At 65.6% G+C, this 23215-nt stretch carries 21 protein-coding genes; 14 read left to right on the top strand and 7 right to left on the bottom strand.

All coding sequences use genetic code 11. The features are described 5' to 3' along the window. Positions 1-24 precede the first annotated feature (24 nt). On the top strand, positions 25-1509 hold the full coding sequence (locus ACTU6V_RS09695; protein WP_443467965.1) for a sensor histidine kinase: 1485 nt from the start codon (positions 25-27) through the stop codon (positions 1507-1509). Between the two features lie 44 nt (positions 1510-1553). On the opposite strand, the gene ACTU6V_RS09690 is transcribed toward ACTU6V_RS09695, so the two are convergent. Further along, positions 1554-1802, bottom strand: a complete 249-nt coding sequence (locus ACTU6V_RS09690) for a WhiB family transcriptional regulator (protein ID WP_033104713.1) — start codon at positions 1800-1802, stop codon at positions 1554-1556. A gap of 207 nt (positions 1803-2009) precedes the next feature. Between ACTU6V_RS09690 and ACTU6V_RS09685 the strand changes: the two genes are divergently transcribed. Next, on the top strand, positions 2010-2429 hold the full coding sequence (locus ACTU6V_RS09685) for a hypothetical protein (protein ID WP_443475491.1): 420 nt from the start codon (positions 2010-2012) through the stop codon (positions 2427-2429). Here ACTU6V_RS09685 and bcp read toward each other — a convergent pair whose 3' ends face one another. Genes bcp through aroA form a run of 3 tightly spaced genes read right to left on the bottom strand, consistent with a single transcriptional unit; the run spans position 2430 to position 5311 of the window. Continuing rightward, the gene (bcp, locus tag ACTU6V_RS09680) at positions 2430-2906 is read right to left on the bottom strand and encodes a thioredoxin-dependent thiol peroxidase (protein ID WP_443467967.1); all 477 of its coding nucleotides are present in this window, start codon (positions 2904-2906) and stop codon (positions 2430-2432) included. It abuts the gene before it with no gap. Between the two features lie 9 nt (positions 2907-2915). Then, positions 2916-3986: a ribosome small subunit-dependent GTPase A gene (gene rsgA, locus ACTU6V_RS09675; RefSeq protein ID WP_443467968.1), complete on the bottom strand. Its 1071-nt coding sequence runs from the start codon at positions 3984-3986 to the stop codon at positions 2916-2918. Beyond that, positions 3983-5311: a 3-phosphoshikimate 1-carboxyvinyltransferase gene (aroA, locus tag ACTU6V_RS09670; protein ID WP_443467969.1), complete on the bottom strand. Its 1329-nt coding sequence runs from the start codon at positions 5309-5311 to the stop codon at positions 3983-3985. The genes rsgA and aroA overlap by 4 nt, the downstream gene beginning before the upstream one ends. Positions 5312-5378: 67 nt before the next feature. Here aroA and ACTU6V_RS09665 point away from each other — a divergent pair, with 67 nt between their 5' ends. Genes ACTU6V_RS09665 through ACTU6V_RS09655 form a run of 3 tightly spaced genes read left to right on the top strand, consistent with a single transcriptional unit; the run spans position 5379 to position 7613 of the window. After that, positions 5379-6041 carry a sigma-70 family RNA polymerase sigma factor gene (locus ACTU6V_RS09665; protein ID WP_443467970.1) on the top strand — a complete coding sequence of 221 codons (663 nt, stop codon included), beginning with the start codon at positions 5379-5381 and terminating at the stop codon, positions 6039-6041. Further along, the gene (locus ACTU6V_RS09660; protein WP_417508356.1) at positions 6038-6277 is read left to right on the top strand and encodes a zf-HC2 domain-containing protein; all 240 of its coding nucleotides are present in this window, start codon (positions 6038-6040) and stop codon (positions 6275-6277) included. The genes ACTU6V_RS09665 and ACTU6V_RS09660 overlap by 4 nt, the downstream gene beginning before the upstream one ends. Positions 6278-6320: 43 nt before the next feature. Further along, positions 6321-7613 carry a GNAT family N-acetyltransferase gene (locus ACTU6V_RS09655; protein WP_443475490.1) on the top strand — a complete coding sequence of 431 codons (1293 nt, stop codon included), beginning with the start codon at positions 6321-6323 and terminating at the stop codon, positions 7611-7613. Positions 7614-7628: 15 nt separating this feature from the next. Here ACTU6V_RS09655 and ACTU6V_RS09650 read toward each other — a convergent pair whose 3' ends face one another. Further along, entirely contained in the window at positions 7629-11306 is a 3678-nt protein-coding gene (locus ACTU6V_RS09650; RefSeq protein ID WP_443475489.1) for a multifunctional oxoglutarate decarboxylase/oxoglutarate dehydrogenase thiamine pyrophosphate-binding subunit/dihydrolipoyllysine-residue succinyltransferase subunit, read from the bottom strand. Positions 11307-11473: 167 nt separating this feature from the next. On the opposite strand from ACTU6V_RS09650, the gene guaB1 reads away from it, so the two are divergent. The 4 genes from guaB1 to ACTU6V_RS09630 all read left to right on the top strand — a co-directional run bounded on the left by guaB1 (position 11474) and on the right by ACTU6V_RS09630 (position 16570). After that, entirely contained in the window at positions 11474-12928 is a 1455-nt protein-coding gene (guaB1, locus tag ACTU6V_RS09645) for a GMP reductase (RefSeq protein WP_443467973.1), read from the top strand. A gap of 238 nt (positions 12929-13166) precedes the next feature. Next, on the top strand, positions 13167-13931 hold the full coding sequence (locus ACTU6V_RS09640; protein ID WP_443467974.1) for a hypothetical protein: 765 nt from the start codon (positions 13167-13169) through the stop codon (positions 13929-13931). 261 nt (positions 13932-14192) lie between these two features. Beyond that, complete coding sequence (locus ACTU6V_RS09635) at positions 14193-15512, top strand: hemolysin family protein (RefSeq protein ID WP_443467975.1); 1320 nt, start codon at positions 14193-14195, stop codon at positions 15510-15512. Continuing rightward, positions 15509-16570, top strand: coding sequence for a hemolysin family protein (locus ACTU6V_RS09630; RefSeq protein WP_443475488.1), 1062 nt, complete (start codon positions 15509-15511; stop codon positions 16568-16570). The genes ACTU6V_RS09635 and ACTU6V_RS09630 overlap by 4 nt, the downstream gene beginning before the upstream one ends. A 10-nt stretch (positions 16571-16580) precedes the next feature. Here ACTU6V_RS09630 and ACTU6V_RS09625 read toward each other — a convergent pair whose 3' ends face one another. Then, positions 16581-17648: an NADH:flavin oxidoreductase/NADH oxidase gene (locus ACTU6V_RS09625; protein WP_443467977.1), complete on the bottom strand. Its 1068-nt coding sequence runs from the start codon at positions 17646-17648 to the stop codon at positions 16581-16583. A 52-nt stretch (positions 17649-17700) separates the two neighbouring features. On the opposite strand from ACTU6V_RS09625, the gene ACTU6V_RS09620 reads away from it, so the two are divergent. Genes ACTU6V_RS09620 through ACTU6V_RS09600 form a run of 5 tightly spaced genes read left to right on the top strand, consistent with a single transcriptional unit; the run spans position 17701 to position 21976 of the window. Then, positions 17701-18537, top strand: a complete 837-nt coding sequence (locus ACTU6V_RS09620; protein ID WP_443475487.1) for an ADP-dependent NAD(P)H-hydrate dehydratase — start codon at positions 17701-17703, stop codon at positions 18535-18537. 2 nt (positions 18538-18539) lie between these two features. Beyond that, positions 18540-19757, top strand: coding sequence for a glycosyltransferase family protein (locus tag ACTU6V_RS09615; protein WP_443467979.1), 1218 nt, complete (start codon positions 18540-18542; stop codon positions 19755-19757). A gap of 21 nt (positions 19758-19778) precedes the next feature. Continuing rightward, complete coding sequence (locus ACTU6V_RS09610; protein WP_443475486.1) at positions 19779-20093, top strand: thiamine-binding protein; 315 nt, start codon at positions 19779-19781, stop codon at positions 20091-20093. A 59-nt stretch (positions 20094-20152) separates the two neighbouring features. Continuing rightward, positions 20153-21340 carry an MFS transporter gene (locus ACTU6V_RS09605; protein WP_443468425.1) on the top strand — a complete coding sequence of 396 codons (1188 nt, stop codon included), beginning with the start codon at positions 20153-20155 and terminating at the stop codon, positions 21338-21340. Positions 21341-21349: 9 nt separating this feature from the next. After that, the gene (locus ACTU6V_RS09600; RefSeq protein WP_443467981.1) at positions 21350-21976 is read left to right on the top strand and encodes an NUDIX hydrolase; all 627 of its coding nucleotides are present in this window, start codon (positions 21350-21352) and stop codon (positions 21974-21976) included. A 9-nt stretch (positions 21977-21985) separates the two neighbouring features. Here ACTU6V_RS09600 and metX read toward each other — a convergent pair whose 3' ends face one another. Beyond that, on the bottom strand, positions 21986-23194 hold the full coding sequence (gene metX, locus ACTU6V_RS09595; RefSeq protein ID WP_443467982.1) for a homoserine O-acetyltransferase MetX: 1209 nt from the start codon (positions 23192-23194) through the stop codon (positions 21986-21988). Positions 23195-23215: the final 21 nt, after the last annotated feature.

Genomic DNA, 23215 nt, shown 5'->3' with positions numbered 1-23215 from the left:
TGCTGCGCTGACTAGTCTTGAAGGGTGTCAACCCTCAGTGATCTCGTCCATGCCCAGGGATGCTTGACCGACGATGACGTCGAATGGCTCCATCGTCTGACCGGTGACGGTCAGCTTCTCGCTGATCTGGCTTCCGCTGACATCGTTATCTGGGCAGCGACGAACGATGGCTCTTTCGTTGCGGTCGCTCACACACGTCCTAGCGGAGCCGCCACCCTGTTCTACCGCGACATCGTCGGCGATCGTGTGCGCCCGCAATGGCGCACCCAGGTCCAGGGCGCTTTCGACTCGGCCGATATCGTCGATTCCTCGTCTCCGGACTGGTTCGAAGAGACGCCGACGCGCGTGCGTGCTGTCCCGATCATCCGGGTGCGCCGTCGGACCGGTGACGAGCCGGCAGTGATCGGTGTTCTCACCAGGCACACGAACCTCGGAGAGGTGCGCATGCCGTCGCGCCAGCAGATCACTTTCGATGAGTGCGCCGACGATCTGTTCCGGATGATCTCCTCCGGTGAATTCCCCGATCTCACCGCCCCGACCTCGCCACGACGCGGCGCACCGCGCGCCTCTGACGGGCTCATCCGCATCGACGTCGATGGCATGACCACTTTCGCGAGCCCGAACGCGCTTTCCGCTTTCAACCGCATGGGCTTCGACGACGAGCTCGAGGGGGAGTCGCTCGCCGAAGTGACAACCCGCATCCTCCCTGCCACCAGGCAGGTCGATGAGTCATTGCCCGTCGTCGTCACAGGCCGTGCTCCCTGGCGCACTGACATCGAGGCGCGAGGCGTGACGGTGTCGCTCCGTGCTATTCCGCTCAAGGACCACGGCACGCGCATCGGCGCGATCATCCTCTGCCGCGATGTCAGTGAGCTGCGCCATCAGGAGCAGGAGCTCATCACCAAGGATGCGACGATCCGTGAGATCCACCACAGGGTCAAGAACAACCTGCAGACGGTGGCATCCCTGCTGCGCATCCAGGCGCGCCGCACGCACTCCGATGAGGCTCGGGATGCTCTCACCCAGGCCATGCGCCGAGTCGACGCCATCGCAGTCGTGCACGATACTCTCGCCCAGGGCCTCACTCAGAAGGTCGAGTTCGATGAGGTCTTCCATCGAGTGCTCAAGCTCGTCGCTGAAGTCGCCGCTGCCCCCAACACACGTGCACGCACGCATTCGACTGGGCGCTTCGGCGTGCTGCCGAGCGAGTACGCCACCCCGCTTGCACTGGCGCTCACAGAGGTCGTCACGAACGCCGTGGAGCATGGCCTCGCGGGCAAGGAAGGCACCGTGACCATTGATGCCGTGCGGACCGATGACAACCTGCATGTCTCGGTGCGCGACTCCGGTCACGGACTGCCGGAGGGCCGGGTCGGTCAGGGGCTGGGTACGCAGATCATCCGCACCCTGATCCAGGGCGAACTCGGCGGCACGATCGACTGGCACGGCAGCGAAGGCGAAGGCACTGAAGTGTCGATCGATATCCCGACGCGCTGGCTCAATAAATAGAGCGGAGCCAGCGCCTCGGGCGACCGGTATTAGGCGGCGGTGGCTCAGGAAGCGCGGCGTGCGCGGGCAGCGCGGCGCTTGAGTGCGCGGCGCTCGTCCTCGGACAGGCCGCCCCAGACGCCCGAGTCCTGGCTGGTCTCAAGGGCGTACTGCAGGCAGACCTCGGTCACCGTGCAGGTGGCGCAGACAGTCTTCGCCTTTTCGATCTGGTCTACGGCCGGGCCGGTGTTTCCCACAGGGAAAAACAGCTCGGGGTCGACGGTCAGGCAGGCGGCTTTGTCGCGCCAATCCATAGTGGCTCCTCGGTATGGGTGATGGGTGAGCGATCGCGTTGCGACGACTCTTTTCGTGCAACGAATCGGGAATCGTCGCTCATCTGTAGTGCGAGCGGTTGCTCGCCCCACGCCGCTGTGGGAGCACATGACTGTTAACATTGTGTGACAGTGCGGATACAAAATCAAGGCTTTTCTGGCGGTATCCAGGAATTCACAGGAGGCAGTGTGACAGATCAGAGCTTGCGGTCGCCTTCGCTTGCCATAGCAGCCGCGGCGGTCCTTGCGATCGAGGGAGCCGCGCTGGTCGTGTTCGCGCTCATCGACCTCTTTGAGCTCGGCGCAGGTGAGGCCGCGTCCCTGCCGACGGCGATCGCGCTGATCGTGCTGATCCTGATCGGCGCCGCGGCGCTTCTCACGTTCGCAGTGGGTGCCCGACGAGGGCTGATGTGGGCGCGCTCAGGAGGAGTGGTGCTTCAGGTGATCGCGATCGCGCTGGCCTTGGCATCGCTCACAGTGCAACCCGTCGTATGGCCGTTCGTGCTCGGTGTCGGAATCCCCGGGCTCCTCGGCTTCATTCTGCTGATCGCGTCCACTCGCAAAGAAGCGCGCGTGGTGGCAGAACCAGACGCGGAGAGCGAAACCTGATCAGCTGTCGAGACCGAGGGCCTTGCGCAGCCGAGCCACGTGACCGGTGGCCTTGACGTTGTACTGAGCGAGGGTGATCACGCCCTGCTCGTCGAGGACGAAGGTCGAGCGGATGACGCCTTCGATCACCTTGCCATAGTTCATCTTCTCGCCCCAGACACCGTATGCGGTGTGAACGGCGTGATCAGGGTCGCTCAGCAGCGTGAAGGTGAGGCCGTCGCGCTCACGGAACTTCGCGAGCTTCGCCGGCTCATCACGGGACACCCCGACGACACGGTAGCCGGCACCTTGCAGCGACGAGATGCTGTCGCGGAAGTCGCAGGCCTGCGTGGTGCACCCGGGAGTCATCGCAGCGGGGTAGAAGTACAGAATGGTCTTCTCCCCGCGCAGGTCGGACAGGCTGACAGAATTGCCGTCCTGGTCGAGGAGCGTGAAAGCAGGGGCAGGGGTTCCGGGGGCAAGGCGCAGATCAGTCACGCCCCCAGCCTACTTGGCGTCTCGTCCGTCGTGCTTGTCCGCGAAGGTCTGCAGCAGGCGCTGCAGCGAATCGAGTCGGGAGAGTTCCGCAGGGTTCAGCTCGCCGTTCTCAGCTGCCTCGATCAGCGCACAATCTGGAGCGTCCGCCAGATGGGTGCATCCGCGCGGGCAGCTCTCGGCGATCTCGGCCAGCTCGGTGAATGACGCGAGAATATTCGACGTGTTGACATGACCGAGACCGAACGACCGAACGCCAGGCGTATCGATCACCCAGCCGGTGCCCTCTTCGCTCTCGTACCGCAGCGACACGGTGGACGACGATGTGTGGCGACCGCGACCGGTCACCTGGTTCACGTGTCCCGTCGCGCGTCCGGCTGTCGGGACGAGCGCGTTCACGAGCGTCGATTTTCCGACGCCCGAGTGCCCGACGAAGACGGTCGAGTGGCCGACGAGCGAAGCGCCGATCTCATCGACGGGCATCGTGGCCTGCGCGCTCGTGAACACCTGCAGGTCGAGACCCGCGAAGTGGGTGAGGAACTGTGTCGGGTCTGCCAGGTCGGTCTTCGTGACGACCAGAAGAGGGCGGATGCCAGCATCCAGAGCCGCGACGAGATAACGATCGACGAGACGCGGACGGGGTTCCGGGTCTGCCGCGGCGACCACGATGAGCATCTGGTCGGCATTGGCAACGATCACGCGTTCGACCTGATCGGTGTCGTCTGCGCTTCGGCGCAGCAACGAAGAGCGATCCACGATCCCCACGATTCGTGCCAGCGTTCCTGCCGCGCCGGACTTGTCGCCGACGACGCGGGCCTTGTCGCCGGTGACGATCGGGTTGCGGCGCAGCTCTCTGGCGCGAGTGGCGGTGATGACGCGCTCGTCGGGGGTGTCTTCGTCGACCATCACGCTGTAGCGGCCTCGGTCCACGCCGAGGACACGGCCGATCTCCGCGTCTTCATGCGCCGGGCGGCGCTTGGTGCGGGGCCGGTTCGCTTTGGGGTTCGGACGCGTGCGGATGCTGCTCTCGTCGAAGTCCTCGAATCCATCGTCGAGGTCATCATCGGGAGAGAGCCAGCTCACGCGCTGGTGCCTTCTTCCAGCATCCGCTCCCACAGTTGTGTGAATTCGGGAAGCGTCTTCGCGGTTGTCCCGATGTCGTCGATCACGACTCCGGGCACGCGCAGGCCGACGAGCGCACCGGTGGTGGCGAGTCGGTGATCGTGGTACGCACCCCATTCGCCGCCATGCAGCGGGCGTGGGACGATGCGCATGCCATCGGGAAGCTCTTCGATCTCGCCGCCGAGAGCGGCGAAGTTGCTGATGAGTGCTGCAATGCGATCTGTCTCGTGCATGCGGATGTGGCCGATGCCGCGGATCGTGGTGGGGCCGTCGGCGAATGCCGCAAGACCGACGATCGTGGGGGAGAGCTCGCTCGCCGCCGACAGGTCCAGGTCCAGTCCGCGGATGCGGTCGCCCGCGCGCACCGTCATGGTGCCGCTGTGACGGCTCACGTGTGCCCCCATGGCCTGGAGGATCTCAGGGAGCAGCGCGCCAGGCTGTGTGGAGTGCAGTGGCCACCCGGTGATCGATACTTCGCCGCCGGTCACCATCGCCGCGGCGAGGAATGGCGCAGCGTTGGAGAGATCCGGCTCGATCGCGATCTCCTTCGCGCGCGGAACACCGCTCTCCACGAGCCACTCACCCGCTGCCGGCCGCTCGATGCGGATCCCGCGACGGCTCAGCGCCTCGATCGTCATGTCGATGTGGGGGAGGCTCGGCAGATGCTCACCGGTGTGCACGAGATGCAGCCCGACGTCGAAACGAGGTGCGGCCAGCAGGAGTCCGGAGACGAACTGGCTGGATGCGGAGGCATCGATCTCGACACGACCGCCGCGGATGCGTCCGTGACCGCGGACGGTGAACGGAAGCGACCAGGTTCCTTCGTCATCGATATCGACGCCGAGGTCGCGGAGCGCCGTGATCATCGCTCCCATCGGACGATGCAGTGCGTTCGCGTGTGCGGTGACGTGCACATCCTCACGGGCAAGGCCGGCCAAGGGTGCGATGAAGCGCATGACGGTGCCGGCCTGACCGCAGTCGATCGTGCTGTCGCCGCGCAGAGGTGCGGGGGTGACCAGCAGATCAGGGCCGAACTCCCCGTGGCCCTCCACCTCTTCGATCGTGATGCCGAGTGCACGAAGCGCCTCGATCATCCGGCGCGAATCATCGGAGTGGAGAGGGGCCGTCAACCGGCCAGGCCCATCGGCGATCGCGGCGATCACCAGCTCTCGATTGGTGAGTGACTTCGACCCGGGAATGGTGACGGTCGAGTGCACAGCGCCGGTGACCGCTGGTGCGTCGTACGCGCCAGCGGTAGGGGAAGGGGAATACGTTGTGTCGCTCATCGGTTCCAACCATAGTGAATGGCCCTGTGAACGCTGCGGCCGTCGAAACGCTGAGAAGGGAGTGGTGATGACAGCTACGCTGGAACGTCGTGTCGAAGACATCGTCGGCCTAGACTGGCCCGTGATGGATGACATGACCCCCGCAGACGCCACGAGCACCGCTCAGCGCGAGTTCGAGGAACAGGCGATCCCCTTCATGGATCAGCTGTACGCCGCGGCCATGCGCATGACGCGCAACCCTGCCGACGCCGCAGACCTCGTCCAAGAGACCTTCGTCAAGGCGTTCGCGTCGTGGTCGTCATTCACCCAGGGCACGAACCTCAAGGCGTGGCTCTACCGGATCCTGACGAACACGTACATCAACATCTACCGCAAGAAGCAGCGCGAGCCCTATCAGGGCACGATCGACGAGCTCGAAGACTGGCAGATGGGCGGTGCGGAATCGACGACTGCGTCGCACAGCCGCTCCGCCGAGGCAGAGGCGATCGATCGGATGCCGGCATCGGTCGTCAAGGACGCGCTGCAGGAGGTCCCTGAGGACTTCCGGCTGGCCGTGTACCTGGCAGATGTCGAGGGCTTCGCGTACCAGGAGATCGCCGACATCATGAAGACCCCTATCGGCACCGTGATGAGCCGTCTGCATCGTGGCAGGCGGATGCTTCGCGAGTTGCTGGCAGATTATGCCGCTGAGCGAGGAATCGCCACGGCGAGTACGAGGAGCACGAAATGAGCGATTGCGGCTGCGACAAAGCGCGTCAGGATCTGGAGGAGTACCTCCGCAACGAGGTATGCAAAACCCAGCACTCTGTGCTCAAGGAGCACATCGAGAACTGCCCGGAGTGCCGGGATGAGGCGCTGGTGGCAAAGACTCTGACCGAGGTCGTCGCTCGCGCCTGCAAGGAGAGCGCCCCGGAAGAGCTGCGCGATCAGGTTCTCGCTCGACTCCGCGTGGCTGCCGCGCACTGATCTTTTCGGGCGTGCGGACTGCGGAGTCCCATAGGCTGGGACGATGACCGACGCACGCCAGATCCCCGTCGACCCCGAATCCTTCGAACGCCTGGCAGGTCAGCAGCTGACCTACCGCACGATCGACGCCTCATCTCCGGCTGATACCGAAGCGTTCGTCCGCGCGGATGCGCGCGGATTCCTGGACGCGGACCCCGCGGCCGACGTCGTCGAGGCGGATGCTGCGGCGATCGCCGATCGTCGCAACGTCGGCGTGTTCGAAGCAGGCGCCGCCGAGGGCTCCTGGCCCGTCGCGACGGTGAACTCCTGGCTCACACCACTGACGATCCCCGGCGGCGAGATCGACATGTGGGCCATCAGCTCCGTCACCGTCTCCGGTACTCACCGGCGCCGTGGCATTGCACGGGCACTGCTCGAGGGCGAACTGCGCTCTGCGGCAGCATCCGGCACCGCGATCGCGGGCCTGACCGTCTCGGAAGCGACGATCTACGGCCGTTATGGGTTCGCTCCTGCCGTTCCGATGGCCGCAATGGCCATCGATACCCGCCGTGCCGGCTGGGCGGCCGGCGCCCCCGTCGGACGCCTGGAGTACCTGGACAAGGCGGGGCTGCGCGATAACCTCGCAGCCTTCCACGAAGTGGAGCGCACTCAGCGATCCGGCCAGGTTGCCGGATGGGAACGCCGCTGGGATCGAATCGCGGGGCTCGCGCCGGGGAATCCCTCTGCTGCTGCCGTTCGCGGTGTGCGCTATCTCGACAAGCACGGCGCGGCACGGGGAGTGCTCGCTTACACACTCACGGAGATCCCCGGAGCTTTCCGGTTCGAGTTGAAGATCTCGCTGCTGACGGCAGTGACTGATGAAGCGCTCGTCGCGCTCTGGGGTTTCGCCTTGCAACATGACCTTGTCGACAAGGTGACCGCTGATCTGCGGCCCACCGACGACCCGCTGCCGTGGCTCGTGAAGGATCCGCGCGGCGTCGAGGTGCGAGTGCACGACCACGGCTGGCTGCGGATTCTCGATGTGCGCGAGGGGCTGGAAGCGCGCACGTACCGCGCACCGCTCGACCTCGTGCTGCGCGTCGAGGACCCGCTCGGGTTCACGACCGGAAGCTGGCGGCTGTCTGTCGCAGACGGCCGCGCGAAGGTCGAGGCATCGGATGCCGCGACCGCGGACGCGACCCTCGACATCGGCACGCTCTCAGCGATGTACGCCGGGGGAGTGAGCGCGAGGGAGCTGCTTGCCGCGGGGCGGCTGTCGACGACGGCAGAGATCGCCGCGTCGCTCGACGACGCCTTCCGCGCTATCCGGGCGCCCGCCCTCAGCATCTGGTACTAAGGACGGGCGGCCGGATCAGCCGAGGGTCAGAGCCTGCTTGATCAGGTCGGCCTGCTCGATCGCGTGCACCTTGGACGAACCCGTCGCAGGTGACGCCGAAGCAGTCCGGGAGATGACGCGGAAACCTCGCTCGCGGACCTTCGCGAACTCGAGGGCCAGGAACGGCCATGCGCCCTGGTTTTCGGGCTCATCCTGCACCCACACGAGCTCAGCATCGGGGTACGAGTCGGTGATCTTCTTCAGCGCATCGAGCGGCGTGGGGTAGAGCTGCTCGAGACGCACGAGGGCGATCTCCGCGTTCGGGTTCTTGTCGAGCTCGCTGCGCAGATCCCAGTGGATCTTGCCGGAGTGCAGCAGCACGCGCTTCACCGAATCACGGGTCAGCTCGCGACTGTCGTCAAGGACCGGTTCGAAACGACCCTGGGTGAAGTCTTCGACGCTGCTGGTCGCACCGCGCAGTCGCAGCATCGCCTTCGGGGTGAAGACGATCAGCGGCTTGCGGGGGCGGGCGTAGGCCTGACGGCGCAGCAGATGGAAGTACGACGCGGGGGTCGATGGACGAGCGACGATCATGTTCTCCTGCGCGCACAGCTGCAGGAAGCGCTCGATGCGCGCAGAGGAGTGGTCAGGGCCCTGACCCTCGTAGCCGTGCGGGAGCAGGAGCGTGACGCCGGACTGCTGGCCCCACTTCTGCTCAGCAGCAGAGACGTACTCGTCGACCACGGCCTGAGCGGTGTTCGCGAAGTCGCCGAACTGGGCCTCCCACAGCACGAGTGCTTCGGGAGCCTCGACGGAGTAGCCGTACTCGTATGCCATTGTGGCGTACTCGCTGAGCAGCGAGTCATACACGAAGAAACGACCCTGGCTCTCAGAGAGGTTGGCCAGCGGCAGCCATTCCTGGCCGTTCGCACGGTCGTGCATGACGGCGTGGCGCTGCACGAAGGTGCCGCGGCGCGAGTCCTGACCGGCCAGACGCACCGTGGTGCCCTCGGCGAGCAGCGAGCCGAAGGCGAGAAGCTCACCGAAGCCCCAGTCGATGCCTCCCGACTTGGTCATCGCGACCCGCTTGTCCAGCAGCTGCTGGATCTTCGGGTGCACGGTGAAGCCTTCCGGCTTGTTGGCGAACGCTTCACCGATGAGACCCACGACCTCGCGGGAGATGCCGGTCACCTCAGGTTCGCCCACGACCTCGTCCACGGGGGAGAGGTCAGGCGCGATCGGTGTTGCCCCGGTCTCGGCCGCGTGCGTCTCGGCGAAGGCGACCTCGAGGCGACTCTGGAAGTCGTCCTTGGCCTGCTCGTACTCTTCCTCGGTGATGTCACCGCGTCCGACGAGGGCCTCGGTGTAGAGCTTGCGCACCGAGCGCTTCGCCTGGATGAGATCGGTCATCAGCGGCTGCGTCATCGAGGGGTCATCGCCCTCGTTGTGGCCGCGTCGGCGGTAGCAGACAAGGTCGATGACGACGTCGGAATGGAACCGCTCGCGGTATTCGAAGGCGAGCCGAGCGACGTGGATGACAGACTCGGGGTCATCGCCGTTAACGTGGAAGATCGGCGCCTGGATCGTCTTTGCAACGTCGGTCGCGTAGACCGATGTGCGGGCATCCGTCGGCGTCGTGGTGAAGCCGACCTGGTTGTTGACGACCACGTGAATGGTGCCGCCGGTGCGGTAGCCGCGCAGCTGCGACATCTGCAGAGTCTCGACGACCACTCCCTGTCCGGCGAACGCCGCGTCGCCGTGCACGAGGATCGGCAGCCACGAGAACGTGCCGATGGGCTTGCGGTCCTGCTTGGCACGGACGATTCCCTCGAGCACACCATCGACCGTTTCAAGGTGGGAGGGGTTGGCTGCGAGGTACACCGGCAGTTCGGAGCGGTCATCTGCGATGAAGGTGCCCTCGGTGCCGAGGTGGTACTTCACGTCTCCCGAGCCGCGCTGGTTGCCGGGGGTCTGGGTGCCCTCGAACTCGCGGAAGACCTGTCCGTAAGTCTTGCCGGCGATGTTGGTGAGCACGTTCAGGCGGCCGCGGTGGGCCATGCCGATCGCGGCACCGTCGAGCCCTGCGGTGGCAGCGCCCTGCAGGATCTCATCGAGCAGGGGGATCAGCGACTCGCCGCCCTCGAGCGAGAAGCGCTTCTGGCCGACGAACTTCGTCTGCAGAAACGTCTCGAAGGCCTCAGCCTCGTTGAGCTTGCGGAGAACGCGCAGCTGCTCGTCGTGACCAGGCTTCTGGTACTTGACTTCGACCTTCTCCTGGAACCAACGACGCTGCTCGGGGTTCTGGATGTGCATGTACTCGATGCCGAGCGTGCGGCAGTACGAGTCGCGCAGCACGCCGAGGATGTCGCGCAGCTTCATCACGCGCTTGCCGCCGAAGCCACCGGTGACGAATTCGCGGTCGAGGTCCCAGAACGTCAGACCGTGGCTTTCGATCTCAAGATCGGGGTGCGAACGCTGCACGTACTCGAGCGGGTCGATGTCGGCCATGAGGTGGCCGCGGACACGGTACGAGTTGATGAGCTCCTGTACGCGGGACTGCTTGTCGACGCGCTCAGCGAGGTCGACGGCGATGTCAGCGTTCCAGCGGATCGGCGCGTACGGGATGCGCAGGGCGGAGAAGATCTCCTCGTAGAAGTCACGCTGTCCGATGAGCAGCTCGTGCACCTTCTTGAGGAACTCGCCCGAACCCGCACCCTGGATGACACGGTGGTCGTAGGTGCTGGTGAGCGTGATGGTCTTGCCGATGCCGAGCTCGGTGAGCGTCTTCTGGCTGGAGCCCTGGAACTCGGCCGGGTACTCGAGAGCGCCGGCGCCGATGATGCAGCCCTGGCCGTTCATCAGACGAGGCACGGAGTGCACGGTGCCGATGCCACCGGGGTTCGTCAGAGAGACGGTCGCTCCGGCGTGATCTGCGGCGGTGAGCTTGTTGCCCCGTGCACGGGTGACGAGGTCTTCGTATGCCGCGAGGTACTCGGTGAAGGTGAGGGTGTCTGCACGCTTGATGCTGGGCACCATGAGCGCGCGAGTGCCATCGGGCTTGGGGAGGTCGATCGCGATTCCGAGGTTGACATGGGCCGGCGCCACGACAGACGGCTTTCCGTCGATCTCGGCGTACGCGACGTTCTGGCTCGGGAACTCCTTGAGCGTCTTGATCAGCGCCCAGCCGATGAGGTGGGTGAAGCTGACCTTGCCGCCGCGCGAGCGCGCCATGTGGTTGTTCATGACGATGCGGTTGTCGATCATCAGCTTCGCCGGGATCGTGCGCACGCTCGTTGCCGTGGGGATAGTCAGCGACTTGTCCATGTTCACCGCGAGCGTCTTGGTCAGACCTCGAAGCGGCGTGACCTGGTCGGCGTTCTCTTCGTTCGGATCTTCCTTCGGCGCAGGCTTCGGAGCCTGCGCAGGGATCGGCGCCTGCTTCGCAGGCTTGGCCGTCGTCTTCGCGACGGGCTGCGATCCGATGACCGGAATAGGAGCAGTCACTGGATGCTGGTCACCCGAAGCGTTCACCGTGGGGGAAGCGGGAACGACGACTGCGGCATCCGGTGCGTAATTCTCCAGGATCGGCCACCACTCCTTGTCCACGGAGTTGCGGTCAGCTTTGAACTGCACATACAGCTCGTCGACGAGCCAGGAATTGGCTCCGAAATCTCCGTCGTCCGAACCCCCGACGCCGGCTGTTTGGCCTGCCACGCGCTATCGCCCTCTTTCATCGCTGAAGATCTGTCAACGCGCGATATCCCCGGATTTCCCAGGGATGCGCGTTCTACCTTCTAGCCTAACGTGTTCTGCTGGGCAGGCACGTGCGACGTCGCACCGACGCAGGCACAAAAAAGCGAGGAGAAAGCTACCTTGTAGTTATGAAGTTCGTCAGTGAGCAGCCCGCTGTAGATCTCACCTATTCCGATGTCTTTCTGGTGCCTCGGCGATCGGACATCACGAGTCGACTCGACGTCGATCTCGCACCTCACGACGGGACCCCCGCGACCATTCCACTGGTGGCCTCGAACATGAACTCCGTCACCGGCCCCCGGCTCGCTGCTGTGCTCGCGCGACGCGGCGGGATCGGCATCCTTCCGCAGGACATGCCGCTGCAGGAGCTGGATGCTGCGATCCGCGATGTCAAGGCGCAGCCGGTGGCGTGGGACACGCCTCTCGTGCTGTCGCCAGCGGCCACCGTCGCCGATGCACGGGAGCTGCTGCCCCCGGTGAATGGGCACGGCGTGGTCGTCGCGAAAGGGGCGGGGCGGATCGAAGCATCCGCGATCGTCGGCATCCTCTCGGCTTCGCGCCTTGCCACCGCACTATCTGATGCCCGCCTCGGCGACCTCGTGCACGCAGGGACTCCTTCGCTCGATGCAGAAGACGCCGCCGATGCCCGCGGGGCATTCGACGTCATCATTGAAACCGGTGCGGAGCTCGTCACCGTGACCGACCGCGGCCACCTCGTCGGCACTCTGAGCGCTCGCAGCGCACTGCGGTCCACTCTCTATGCACCCGCGATCGACTCGCGCGGGCGTCTCGCGGTCGGAGCGGCTATCGGCATCAACGGCGACGTCGCCGCGAAGGCCCGCGCCCTGGCCGCTGCTGGGGTGGACGTGCTCGTCGTCGACACAGCGCACGGTCATCAGGAGAGCATGCTGCGTGCTCTCGCCACAGTCGCGGAGCTGGACCTCGGCATCCCTCTGGTTGCGGGAAACATCGTCACCGCCGACGGCGTGAACGATCTCGTCGAGGCGGGAGCGACGATCCTCAAGGTCGGCGTCGGGCCGGGTGCGATGTGCACCACCCGCATGATGACCGCGGTCGGGCGCCCGCAGTTCTCTGCTGTGCTCGAGACAGCGGAAGCGGCTCGGGCAGCCGGTGCACACGTGTGGGCCGACGGGGGAGTGCGTTACCCGCGCGATGTCGCTCTCGCGCTCGCCGCAGGCGCGGCATCCGTAATGATCGGCTCCTGGTTCGCTGGCACGCTCGAAGCTCCAGGGCGATTGCAGGCCGATGCCGAAGGCCGCATCTACAAAGAGTCGTGGGGGATGGCATCGACGAAGGCCGTGCAGGCACGGTTCGGACGACTCGACGCCTATGAGCGTGCGCGCAAGGAGCTGTTCGCCGAAGGGATCTCCTCGTCGAAGATCTACCTCGACCCGCTGCGTCCTGGCGTCGAGGATCTGCTGGACATGATCACTTCGGGGGTGCGGTCGTCGTTCACCTATGCGGGGGCGTCGTCTGTGCCCGAGTTCCACGAGCGTGCGCTGGTCGGGCGCCAGTCGGCTGCCGGGTACGAAGAGGGCAAGGCGCTGCCCGTCAGCTGGTAGCGCGCGCTGCTGTTTCCTGTTCGGCGCTGCTGTTTCCTGTTCACGCGGCAGAAGTTTCAGGAGCGCGAACAGGAAACGGCCGCGCGAGCGTGCGGGGGCCGTCGCAGTGACTCGTTCTCCACAGAACGCGATATCGCTCGAGTTGTTCGAGAAGGCGACTTGGCGATCCGGATGCTGTCGTCACTGTGCCAGCATCCAGAGATGGTGATGCAGACCGAGCATCCGATCATCGTGCATCGTGCATCGGAGACGAGAGCGCGACGGCGGACTCCTGAACGATCGGAAGCTCAAGCAGCGGGTGCGCGACGGGGTGTTTCGGCGCGTCATCGCAGGCAGTTACGTGCGCGATGCGGAATGGAGACGACTGACATGGATGCAACAGCATCTCGTGCGAGTCCTTGAAGTCGCAGACCGTGCGCGGGGCCCGCTTGTGTTCACGCACAGCGCCGCCGCAGCCGTTCACGCAATCGATCGGATCGGGACGTGGCCGAAGCTGGTGGACGTGCGCATCGCGCAGAGTACCGGCGGCCGCTCATCCGGCGCTGTCCGCCGACGCGCGCTGGGATTCGATGGCGTGGATCTGGTCGAGTGGCGCGGGCACCTGGTCACGTCGCCGGCGCAGACATCCGTCGATCTTGCGGCAGAAGGCAGTTTCACCGCCGGTGTCATCGCGTTCGACCAGGTGCTGTGGGCACGAAGGAAAGGCGGTCCGCTCACTGGGCGTGAAGTTGTGCTGCGTGCGATCGATGTGAATCAGCGACGCGGGTATGCGCGAGTGCCGATCGCGATCGACTTCAGCACGAGCCTGGCTGACATTCTCAACGGACGCACTCCCGAGCAGGCGCTGCTGGAAGAGAAGGACCGGGCGGATGCGCTCCGTCGACAGGTGTCGGCTCTGTCACGGTGGCGGACTCCGGATCATCGGGATCCGGCTCGGCTCTACAGCATCCTCACCGCTGATGGGCTGCCGTCTCGCTTTCCGCCTCCGCGCAGGCGTTCTTGAGCTGTCGCTGTCGCTACGGCATCCCTGGCGCGTCGCGCGGCTCTTCGCTGTTCGCGCTGCTGAAACTTCTGCCGCGCGAGCAGAGAATGACAGCGCGTGCCAGGAAACGGCTGGTAGCGCGAGCGCCTCTCTGAAACTCACAGCAAAAGCAGAAAGGCGCGCCTGAGGGATCGGTAGAATCATAGGCACCATGGACGACCCTCCCAGTTGTAGTACTTCGCCCCACTGCCCGCGCTGCCACTCCACGGAGGGAAGCGTCTGATGGATTACGTCATGTTGGGCGTGGGGCTCCTCCTCACAGTCGGAACAGGTCTTTTCGTCGCGAGTGAGTTCGCACTGGTCAATCTCGACCGCGCAGAACTCGAAGCGCGCCAGGCTCGTGGCGAGTCCCGCCTCGCGATCACGATCGGCGCGCTCAAACACACCTCCACACATCTGTCGTCCGCGCAGCTCGGCATCACACTGACCACGCTGCTGACCGGTTACACGATGGAACCGGCGCTGTCGAACCTCCTTCGACCCGTGCTCAGCGCGTGGGGCGTGGCCGAAGGCGCTGTCCAGCCGATTTCGACGGTCGTTGCGATGACCGGCGCGACCGTGCTGTCGATGATTCTCGGCGAGCTCGTGCCGAAGAACTTCGCCCTCGCGCTGCCGCGTGCCACCGCGAAGCTCGTCGTGCCGTTCCAGGTCGCATTCACGACGGTCTTCAAGCCGGCGATTCTCCTGCTCAACGGCAGCGCGAACGGCATCATACGGTCCTTCGGCATCGAGCCGAAGGAAGAGCTCTCCGGCGCACGCACCGCAGAGGAGCTGTCATCGCTCGTGCGACGCTCAGCCAGCGCCGGCGTGCTCGAAGCCGATACCGCCTCCCTGCTCGACCGCACACTGACTTTCTCGCGACTCTCGGCAGATGATGTGATGACCCCTCGTCCGAGCATGCATGCGATCGCCGCGGGAGACACCGCCGAAGACGTCATCCAGCTCGCACGACGCACAGGCCACAGCCGCTTCCCCGTCTACGACGACGATCTGGATGACATCACAGGTGTCGTCCATCTCAAGGCCGCCGTCTCCGTGCCGCGTGATCGACGCTCCGAGGTGCCGGTCGGCGCCCTGTCGACCGAACCGCTGCGTGTTCCAGAGACCCAGCACCTCGACGTGCTCATCTCCGAGCTGCGGGCCAAGGGGTATCAGCTCGCTGTCGTCGTCGATGAGTACGGCGGAACTGCGGGCATCGTCACTCTCGAGGACCTCGTCGAAGAGATCGTCGGCGAAGTCGCTGACGAGCATGATCGCAGCCGTGCCGGTGTGGTTCAAGGGCGCGACTCGATCACATTCCCCGGCGAACTGCGCCCCGATGAACTGCGAAGTCGCACCGGCGTGCGCGTGCCAGAAGGAGACGTGTACGACACCGTGGGCGGTTACATGATGAGCGTGCTCGAACGCGTGCCCTCCACCGGTGACGAGGTAACCCTCGACTCCGGCATCCTGCAGGTCGTCCGCATGGAAGGCCGGCGTGTCGACCGCATTCGGTACACGCCGTCCCCTGTTGATGCCGATGCTGAGGAGGCGGCCCGATGAACGACTGGTCGGGAATCGTCTGGCTCGTGGTCCTGCTGATCGCGAACGCTTTCTTCGTCGGCGCCGAGTTCGCCGTGATCTCTGCCCGCCGCTCGCAGATCGAACCGCGGGCGGAGGAGGGCTCGCGCGCAGCGAAGACCGCGCTGTACGCGATGGAGCACGCAACTCTGATGCTCGCCACCTCGCAGCTCGGCATCACGATCTGCTCGCTGCTGATCCTCAATGTGTCCGAACCCGCGATCCACCACCTGCTCGGCATCCCGATGCACGCCTTCGGGTGGGCGGATGCTGTCGTGGACGTCGTCGCCTTCGTCATCGCGCTCGTGCTGGTCTCGTACCTGCACGTCGTCTTCGGCGAGATGGTGCCGAAGAACCTCGCGTTCTCCATCCCTGATCGGGCGGTGCTCATCCTCGCTCCGCCGCTGGTGTGGGTATCGAAGATCTTCCACCCGGTGATCTGGGTGCTCAATTCGGCTGCGAATGGCGTACTACGTCTGTTCCGCGTCGAGCCGAAGAACGAGGCCGCCTCTACCTTCACGATCGACGAGGTCGCCACGATCGTCAACCAGTCGCGCCGCGAGGGCGTGCTCTCGGATGCCTCGGGGGCTGTCGCCAAGGCCGTGGAGTTCACGGACAAGAAGGCCCGCGATGTCGCTGTCGCGCTCAGCGACCTCGTCACGCTGCCGCAGGCGACGACACCTGACGACATCGAGCGCGCTGTGGCTCGCTACGGCTTCTCGCGCTACGTGATCGTGGACGACGAGAGCATGCCGGTCGGATATGTGCACCTGAAGGATATCCTTCGGGCCTCAGAGGGGGAGGACGCGGAAACCCTGACTGCTGCGCCGATTCCCTCCAAGCGCATTCACCACATGGTGCCGGTGCAGGAGAACACCGATCTCGAAGATGCCCTGGCGATCATGCGTCGCGCAGGTCGCCATCTCGCCAGGGTACGCAACGATCAGGGCGAGACGACCGCGGTGCTGTTCCTCGAGGACATCATCGAAGAGCTCGTCGGTGAGGTTCAGGATGCTACGCGAAAGGTGCGCGGCAGGTAGAGGAGGCCGCTCAGCGCCAGCGTGCGCGCAGGTACTGTGACGGCCACTCGACCTCTGCTGCCAGCTCATGCGCGGCCCGCAATGCGAAATGCGGGTCGCGCAGCCACTCGCGTGCGGCGAAGATTGCATCTGCTGATCCTTCGACCAGGATCTGCTCGGCCTGCTCTGCCGTGGTGATCAGGCCGACGGCTGCGACCGGGATGCGCCCGTCCTGGCGCACGGCAGCGGCCAGCGGCACCTGATACCCGGGGTGTACGTCGATCGTCTGGTGCGCCACGAGTCCGCCGCTGGAGACGTCGATGAGGTCAGCGCCCTTCTCCATCGCCCACTCCGCGACGGAAGTGGCCTCTGCCACGGTGAACCCGCCCTCCGCATGGTCAGTGGCGGATATCCGCACGAAGATCGGCACATCAGCGCCTGCGACATCGCGCACGCTCTCGATGATGCGGAGCAGGAGCCTGGCGCGGTTCTCGAGCGAACCGCCGTACTCGTCCTCGCGCCGGTTCGACAGCGGGGAGAGGAACTGATGCAGAAGGTACCCGTGGGCACCGTGCAGCTCGAGAACGTCGAACCCGGCATCCAGGGCCCGCCGCGCGGCCGTGCGGAACCCCGCCACAATACGCTCGAGACCCGCCGCATCCAGCTCGAGCGGCTCGGCGAAACCCTCGAAGGCGATGGCAGAGGGCGCGACCGTCAGCCATCCGCCTTCAGCTTCGGCAACGGATCCGCGCTGATCGGCCCACGGCCACCACGTTGACGCCTTGCGCCCTGCGTGTGCGAGCTGGATGCCGGCGCGACTGCCGCGGTCATGGATCGCCTGCACGATCGGCGCCCACGCGTCTCGCTGTTCGTCATTCCAGATCCCGGCGTCGCGTGGCGAGATGCGGCCTTCCGGGGTGACGCTGGTGGCCTCGGCGACGATGAGCCCAGCACCACCCGAGGCGAACTGCGCGAGATGGGCGTGGTGCCATTCCTGCACGACGCCGTCGATTGCGCTGTACATGCACATCGGCGACACCCACAGGCGGTTCGAGAACGTGGCGGAACGGATGCTGAGCGGGGAGAACAGGAGAGTCACATCTCGAACGTATCGTGCGCAGGACGCGGATCAGCGCGCTAGCGTTGAACCCATGGTCGATGTGGGCAGATGGTCCCGTACGGATACGGTGCGCCTGCTGCGCGTGCCGACGTCGACGGATGACAAGTATTCCCGTGGGGTCGTCGCACTTCGCACCGGATCGAACGCCTATCCTGGCGCCGCTGTGCTGGGCGTCGACGCGGCGTGGCGTGCAGGTGCGGGTTACGTCCGATTCGTCGGCGAGGGGCGTGCAGCGGATGCGGTGATCGCCCGACGCCCAGAGACCGTCGCTGCTGCGGACATCGGCAGCACGCGGGTGGATGCGTGGGTGATCGGATCGGGTACGGACGCCGCGGGCCGCAGCGCTGACGAAACGCGTGCGCTGCAGGAGATCCTCGCAGGCCCCGCTCCCGTGATCGTCGATGCCGGCGCGCTCGACCTCATCGTCGGAGCGGCGGCACCGTTGATCGTGACGCCGCATGCAGGGGAGTTCGCACGTCTGAGCGAGATGCTCGGGCTCGAGGAGAGCGGCAGCGGCGACAGGGAGGCCGACGTCGCCGAGGTTGCGCGCGCGCTGTCGATCACCGTGCTGCTCAAGGGCGCGACCACGCTCATCGCATCGTCACACGGAGCCTTGACCGCTGTCGCGGCTGGACCGAGCTGGCTTGCCACGGCAGGTACCGGCGATGTGCTCGCAGGAGTGCTCGGCGCCTTGACCGCGGCGAACGCTGGTGCACCGCTTGCAGATATCGCAGCAGCGGGGGCATGGCTGCACGGATACGCGGCGGCGTTGGCATCCGGTGCACGGGACGGGCGCCGCGGGCACCCGATCGTTGCGCTCGATGTGTCGGAGGCACTGCCGGCGGCCATCGGAGAGCTGCTGTCGTGAGGATGCGCACCGCCGGCCTCTGGGCCGTGTTCCTCGCCGTCCATGTGCTGATCGCAGCTCTCGGGTGGCTGTACCCATCCCAGCCGATGGGGGATGTGACTCTCGTGTACCAGCCGTGGTCGCATTCCGCTCTCACCGGTGGTGCGATCGTCGGCATCACCGAGTCGTGGGTGTACCCGCAGCCGGCGTTGCTGCCGATGTTGGCGACACAGCTGATCGCATGGCCCTTGAACGGGCTCGTCGGCGCCATGGGAGCGTACCTGATCGGATGGGCGGTGCTCATCACCGCGCTGGATGCCATCGCCTTCGCCGTGCTGGTGGGACGCACCGGGACGGCAGCTCGGCGCTCCGCTGGCTGGTTCTGGACGGCGGCGCTCGCGCTGATGGGGCCGATCGCCATGTACCGCATCGACGCGGTGACCGTGCCGATGGCAGTGATCGCCGGATGCTGGCTCGTGAAGCGACCGGCCATCGCCACGCTCCTTCTGACCGTGGCCGCCTGGATCAAGATCTGGCCAGGCGCACTCGTTGTCGGTGCGATCGCCGCTGCGCGCACCCGGATGCGGATCCTGCTGGTGTTCCTCGCCACGAGCGCTGCAGTCATCGTGCTGCTGTTCCTGCTCGGCGCGGATCAGCACCTCTTCGGCTTCCTCACCGAACAGACCGGGCGCGGACTGCAGATCGAAGCAGTGTTCGCGACACCATTCATGTGGATGGCAGCAGCGGGTACGGCATCCATTGACTACAGTTTCGAGATTCTTACCTTCCAGATCGGCGCGCCCGGCGTCGACGTGCTCGCTGCGGTGCTCACTCCGCTCATGGCAGTCGTCGCGGTAGGGATCCTCGTCCTGGGAGCGGTCAAGGCGAGCCGCGGGGCATCTTTCCCCCGACTGTTCCCCCCGCTCGCGCTCGCACTGGTCGCATCGCTGATCGTGACCAATAAGGTCGGTTCTCCTCAGTTCCAGACATGGCTGATCGCACCCGTGATTCTCTGGATCGTGTTCGATCGCACTCGTTCAGGACTGCCGGCGGGGATCGTGCTGGTGCTCAGCGGGCTGACTTGCCTGGTCTATCCGCTGACGTACGACGGGCTGCTGCATGCGCAATGGCTGCCTGTGCTGCTGCTCACCGCGCGCAACGTACTCGTCATCGTGCTCCTGGTCATCGCGATTCGCGCATTGACCCGGGTGCCCGTGGGGCGCGCGGGCAGGCGCAACTGACCACACACTGAAAGGAACACCATGCTCATTGCATTCTCCGTTGCTCCCGGCGGAACCGGAAACACCGATGGCTCCGTCCACGATGCCGTTGCCGCTGCTGTCAAGGTTGTGCGTGAATCAGGGCTGCCACACCGCACGACCAGCATGTTCACCGAGATCGAAGGCCCGGACTGGGACACCGTCATGGCTGTCGTCAAGTGCGCCGTCGACGCAGTGCAGCCGTTCGGATCCCGGGTGTCGCTCGTGCTGAAAGCGGATATCCGCCCTGGGTACTCCGGAGAGCTCGACGCGAAGATCGAGCGACTGGAAGCGGCGATCGAGGAATCCGACTCCTGATAGCCCAGTAGCATTAGCGGGTGAATCACTCCTCGACTCTCTCGAGGGGTGCGGCGAAGATGGCGCTCCTCTCTCTCGCCATCGGCTCTTTCGGAATCGGCATGACCGAGTTCGTCATCATGGGCCTGCTGCCGGACATCGCCCAAGATCTGCTCCCATCGGTGTGGGCGACTTCACCCGACGAGGCGATCGGGCAGACCGGCATCCTCATCTCTCTGTATGCACTCGGCGTCGTCATCGGCGCTCCGACGATCGCGGGCCTGGTCGCGCGCTTCCCTCGCAATCGCGTCATGATCTGCCTCGCGATCGCTCTGACAGTGGGCAACGCCCTCACAGTGATCGCGCCGACGTTCGGTCTCGTCGGCGCCTCACGGCTGCTCGCAGCACTCCCGCACGGCGCGTACTTCGGGATCGGCGCACTGGTCGCAGCCGACGTGCTGGGCCCGGGCAATCGAGCGAAGGGCGTCGCGTTCATCCTCACCGGGCTCACCATCGCGAACGTCGTCGGAGTGCCCGTCGGCACCTTCCTCGGACAGCAGTGGGGGTGGCGGACAGCCTTCTTCGTGGTGACGCTCGTCTTCGCCCTGGCCACGGTGTCGATCGCGCTGTTCGTGCCGAAGCATCCCGGTGACCCCGGACGCACACTGCGCTCAGAACTCGGCGTCTTCAGGGTCGGGCAGGTCTGGCTCACGCTCGGTATCGGCGCGATCGGCTTCGGCGGCTTCTTCGCGGTCTACAGCTACATCGCACCTCTTGTTACCGATGTCGCGGATGCTCCCGAATGGGCGGTGCCGATCGTACTCGTCGTCGTGGGCCTCGGGATGACGGTCGGCAACCTGCTGGGCGGCCACATGGCAGACCGCGACCTGCGTCGCACACTGCTGATGGGCATGGCCGGACTCGTGCTCGTGCTCGCGCTGCTGGCACTGCTGTCGTTCCAGATCATTTTGCTTGCGGTGCTCGCCTTCGCGGTCGGACTGACCTCGTCCATTCTGAGTCCGGCGATTCAGACGCGTCTGATGGATGTCGCCGGCGACAACCAGTCGATCGCGGCAGCCATGAACCACTCCGCATTGAACATCGGCAACAGCCTCGGAGCATTCCTCGGGGGAGTCGTGATCGCGGCAGGATGGGGTTTCACCGCTCCGGCATGGGTCGGCGCAGTGCTTGCGATCATCGGACTGGCGATCACCGCGATCGCCTTTCGAATCGAACGACGAAGCACAGCGGAGCAGTGGTCGGCATAGGGTGATGCCATGGCTCAGTCAATGCTCAACGGTGGGACTGCGGTGCTTCTGCGTGAGCGCGAAGCGAGCATCGAGACGCTGCTGATCCGACGCCCTGACCGAAGCTCGTTCGGCGGTGCGTGGGTGTTCCCCGGCGGTATCGTCGAAGCTGACGATGTCACGGCTGGCGAAGACGAGATCCAGATCGCTGCGCGTGCGGCCGTGCGCGAGTGCGAAGAGGAGGTTGGTCTGCGGCCGATCGATCCGCATGTCTTCTCGTGTTGGGTGCCGCCCGTCGAGGCGCCGAAGCGCGTGCGCACCTGGTTCTTCCTGGCGCACGCGCCAGAAGGCGAGATCCGTCCCGCTCCGCAAGAGGTGATGGAAGCGGCATGGCTCTCACCTGTCGACGCTCTGCAGCGGCACGCCGAGGGCGCGCTGATGCTGTTTCCGCCGACCTGGATCACGTTGAGTGCATTGGCCGCGCACACGAGCGTCGCGGAAGCACTTGCATCCGTGACGGCTCCCGAGACCTATGCGACGCACATTCTGGGCGGCGGGGTGTTTGTCTGGGCAGGTGACGCGCAGCACCCGAGCGGCGGCACCGGGCGACACCGGCTTGAGACCGACATGATGCCCTGGCAGTACACGCGCGACTGAACCGGGGGTTCAGGCCTCCAGCAGACGCTGCAGGTGCATGCCGACGGCATCCGTCTCGATGAGGAATCCGTCGTGACCGAAATCGCTCGTGAGAACGACGGCGTGTCCGTCGTCGATCGTATGCGGCACGCTACGTGCGATGCGCTGCTGTCCGTCCACCGGGAACAGGCGATCGGTGTCGATGCCGAGCACGAGCGTCTTCGCTGTGATCGACTGCAGTGCCGTCTCAACGCCCCCACGGCCGCGACCGACGTCATGGGAGTTCATCGCCTCGACGAGAGTGAGGTAGCTGTTCGCGTCGAAGCGACGAGTGAACTTGTTGCCGTGGAAGTCGAGGTAGGACTCGACGGCGAATCTGCCGCCATGTCCGAGCGGTGAGACATCCGACTGCCAGGAACGCTGAAAGCGCTGATTCAGTTCGATGGGGCTCCGGTAGTTCAGCAGCGCCATGCGTCGCGCGAGGGCGAGCCCTCGATGCGGGCCCTCTCCAATGCTCTGGTCGTAGTACTCGCCGCCCTGGAATCGCGGATCGATGCGGATGGCCTCCAGCTGCACGGAATTCAGTGCGATCTGATCGGCGGTGTTCACCGGGGGAGAGGACAGCACCGCGAGGCGCTCGACTCGTTCTGGGTGCATGATGGCCCACTCCAGCGCGTGCATCCCGCCCATGGATCCGCCGACGACCGCTGACCAGCGCTCGATGCCGAGCGCGTCGGCCAGGAGCACCTGGGCCGCCACCTGATCGCGCACCGTCACGTAGGGAAAACGCGATGCCCACTCGTAGCCGTCCGGAGCGACGCTGGCGGGACCGGTGGATCCCTGGCATCCGCCGAGCATGTTGGGGGCGATCACGCACCAGCGGTCGGTGTCGAGCGGAGCGCCTGGACCGACGATGTCCTCCCACCAGCCGGCGGTCGGATGCCCCGGCCCCGCGTCGCCGCGGAGGTGACTGTCGCCGGTGAGGGCATGCAGCACGAGGATCGCGTTGTCTTTAGCGGTGTTGAGCTCGCCCCACGACTCGTACGCGATGCGGATACTCGGCAGCTCTGCGCCGGTTTCGGTGCGGAAGGCGCCGAAGGAAGCGAACTCTCGATCGCCCGCAGGATCGCCGTCTCGCCAGGCTCCCGTCACGGGAGGGCGAGCGCGGAGAAGCCGTGCATCCGCTTCGGTCACGCGCGCCGAGGGCACGGTGTCTTCAGAGGTGCTCTGCCAGTCCATGTCTCCATTGTCGCCTGCCCG

This window comes from Microbacterium zouquanmingi, assembly GCF_052266675.1.
Lineage (GTDB): Bacteria > Actinomycetota > Actinomycetes > Actinomycetales > Microbacteriaceae > Microbacterium.
This window is presented reverse-complemented; position numbering and strand designations above follow the sequence as displayed.

Bases quoted from the DNA above. Each gene is read 5' to 3' on its own strand.
- ACTU6V_RS09635 (WP_443467975.1), top strand. From the start codon at position 14,193: ATGGATTACGTCATGTTGGGCGTGGGGCTCCTCCTCACAGTCGGAACA.
- ACTU6V_RS09600 (WP_443467981.1), top strand. From the start codon at position 21,350: ATGGCTCAGTCAATGCTCAACGGTGGGACTGCGGTGCTTCTGCGTGAG.
- ACTU6V_RS09615 (WP_443467979.1), top strand. From the start codon at position 18,540: ATGCGCACCGCCGGCCTCTGGGCCGTGTTCCTCGCCGTCCATGTGCTG.
- ACTU6V_RS09630 (WP_443475488.1), top strand. From the start codon at position 15,509: ATGAACGACTGGTCGGGAATCGTCTGGCTCGTGGTCCTGCTGATCGCG.
- ACTU6V_RS09655 (WP_443475490.1), top strand. From the start codon at position 6,321: ATGACCGACGCACGCCAGATCCCCGTCGACCCCGAATCCTTCGAACGC.
- ACTU6V_RS09660 (WP_417508356.1), top strand. From the start codon at position 6,038: ATGAGCGATTGCGGCTGCGACAAAGCGCGTCAGGATCTGGAGGAGTAC.
- aroA (WP_443467969.1), bottom strand. From the start codon at position 5,311: ATGAGCGACACAACGTATTCCCCTTCCCCTACCGCTGGCGCGTACGAC.
- metX (WP_443467982.1), bottom strand. From the start codon at position 23,194: ATGGACTGGCAGAGCACCTCTGAAGACACCGTGCCCTCGGCGCGCGTG.
- ACTU6V_RS09610 (WP_443475486.1), top strand. From the start codon at position 19,779: ATGCTCATTGCATTCTCCGTTGCTCCCGGCGGAACCGGAAACACCGAT.
- guaB1 (WP_443467973.1), top strand. From the start codon at position 11,474: ATGAAGTTCGTCAGTGAGCAGCCCGCTGTAGATCTCACCTATTCCGAT.
- ACTU6V_RS09605 (WP_443468425.1), top strand. From the start codon at position 20,153: ATGGCGCTCCTCTCTCTCGCCATCGGCTCTTTCGGAATCGGCATGACC.
- ACTU6V_RS09665 (WP_443467970.1), top strand. From the start codon at position 5,379: ATGACAGCTACGCTGGAACGTCGTGTCGAAGACATCGTCGGCCTAGAC.
- ACTU6V_RS09620 (WP_443475487.1), top strand. From the start codon at position 17,701: ATGGTCGATGTGGGCAGATGGTCCCGTACGGATACGGTGCGCCTGCTG.
- ACTU6V_RS09690 (WP_033104713.1), bottom strand. From the start codon at position 1,802: ATGGATTGGCGCGACAAAGCCGCCTGCCTGACCGTCGACCCCGAGCTG.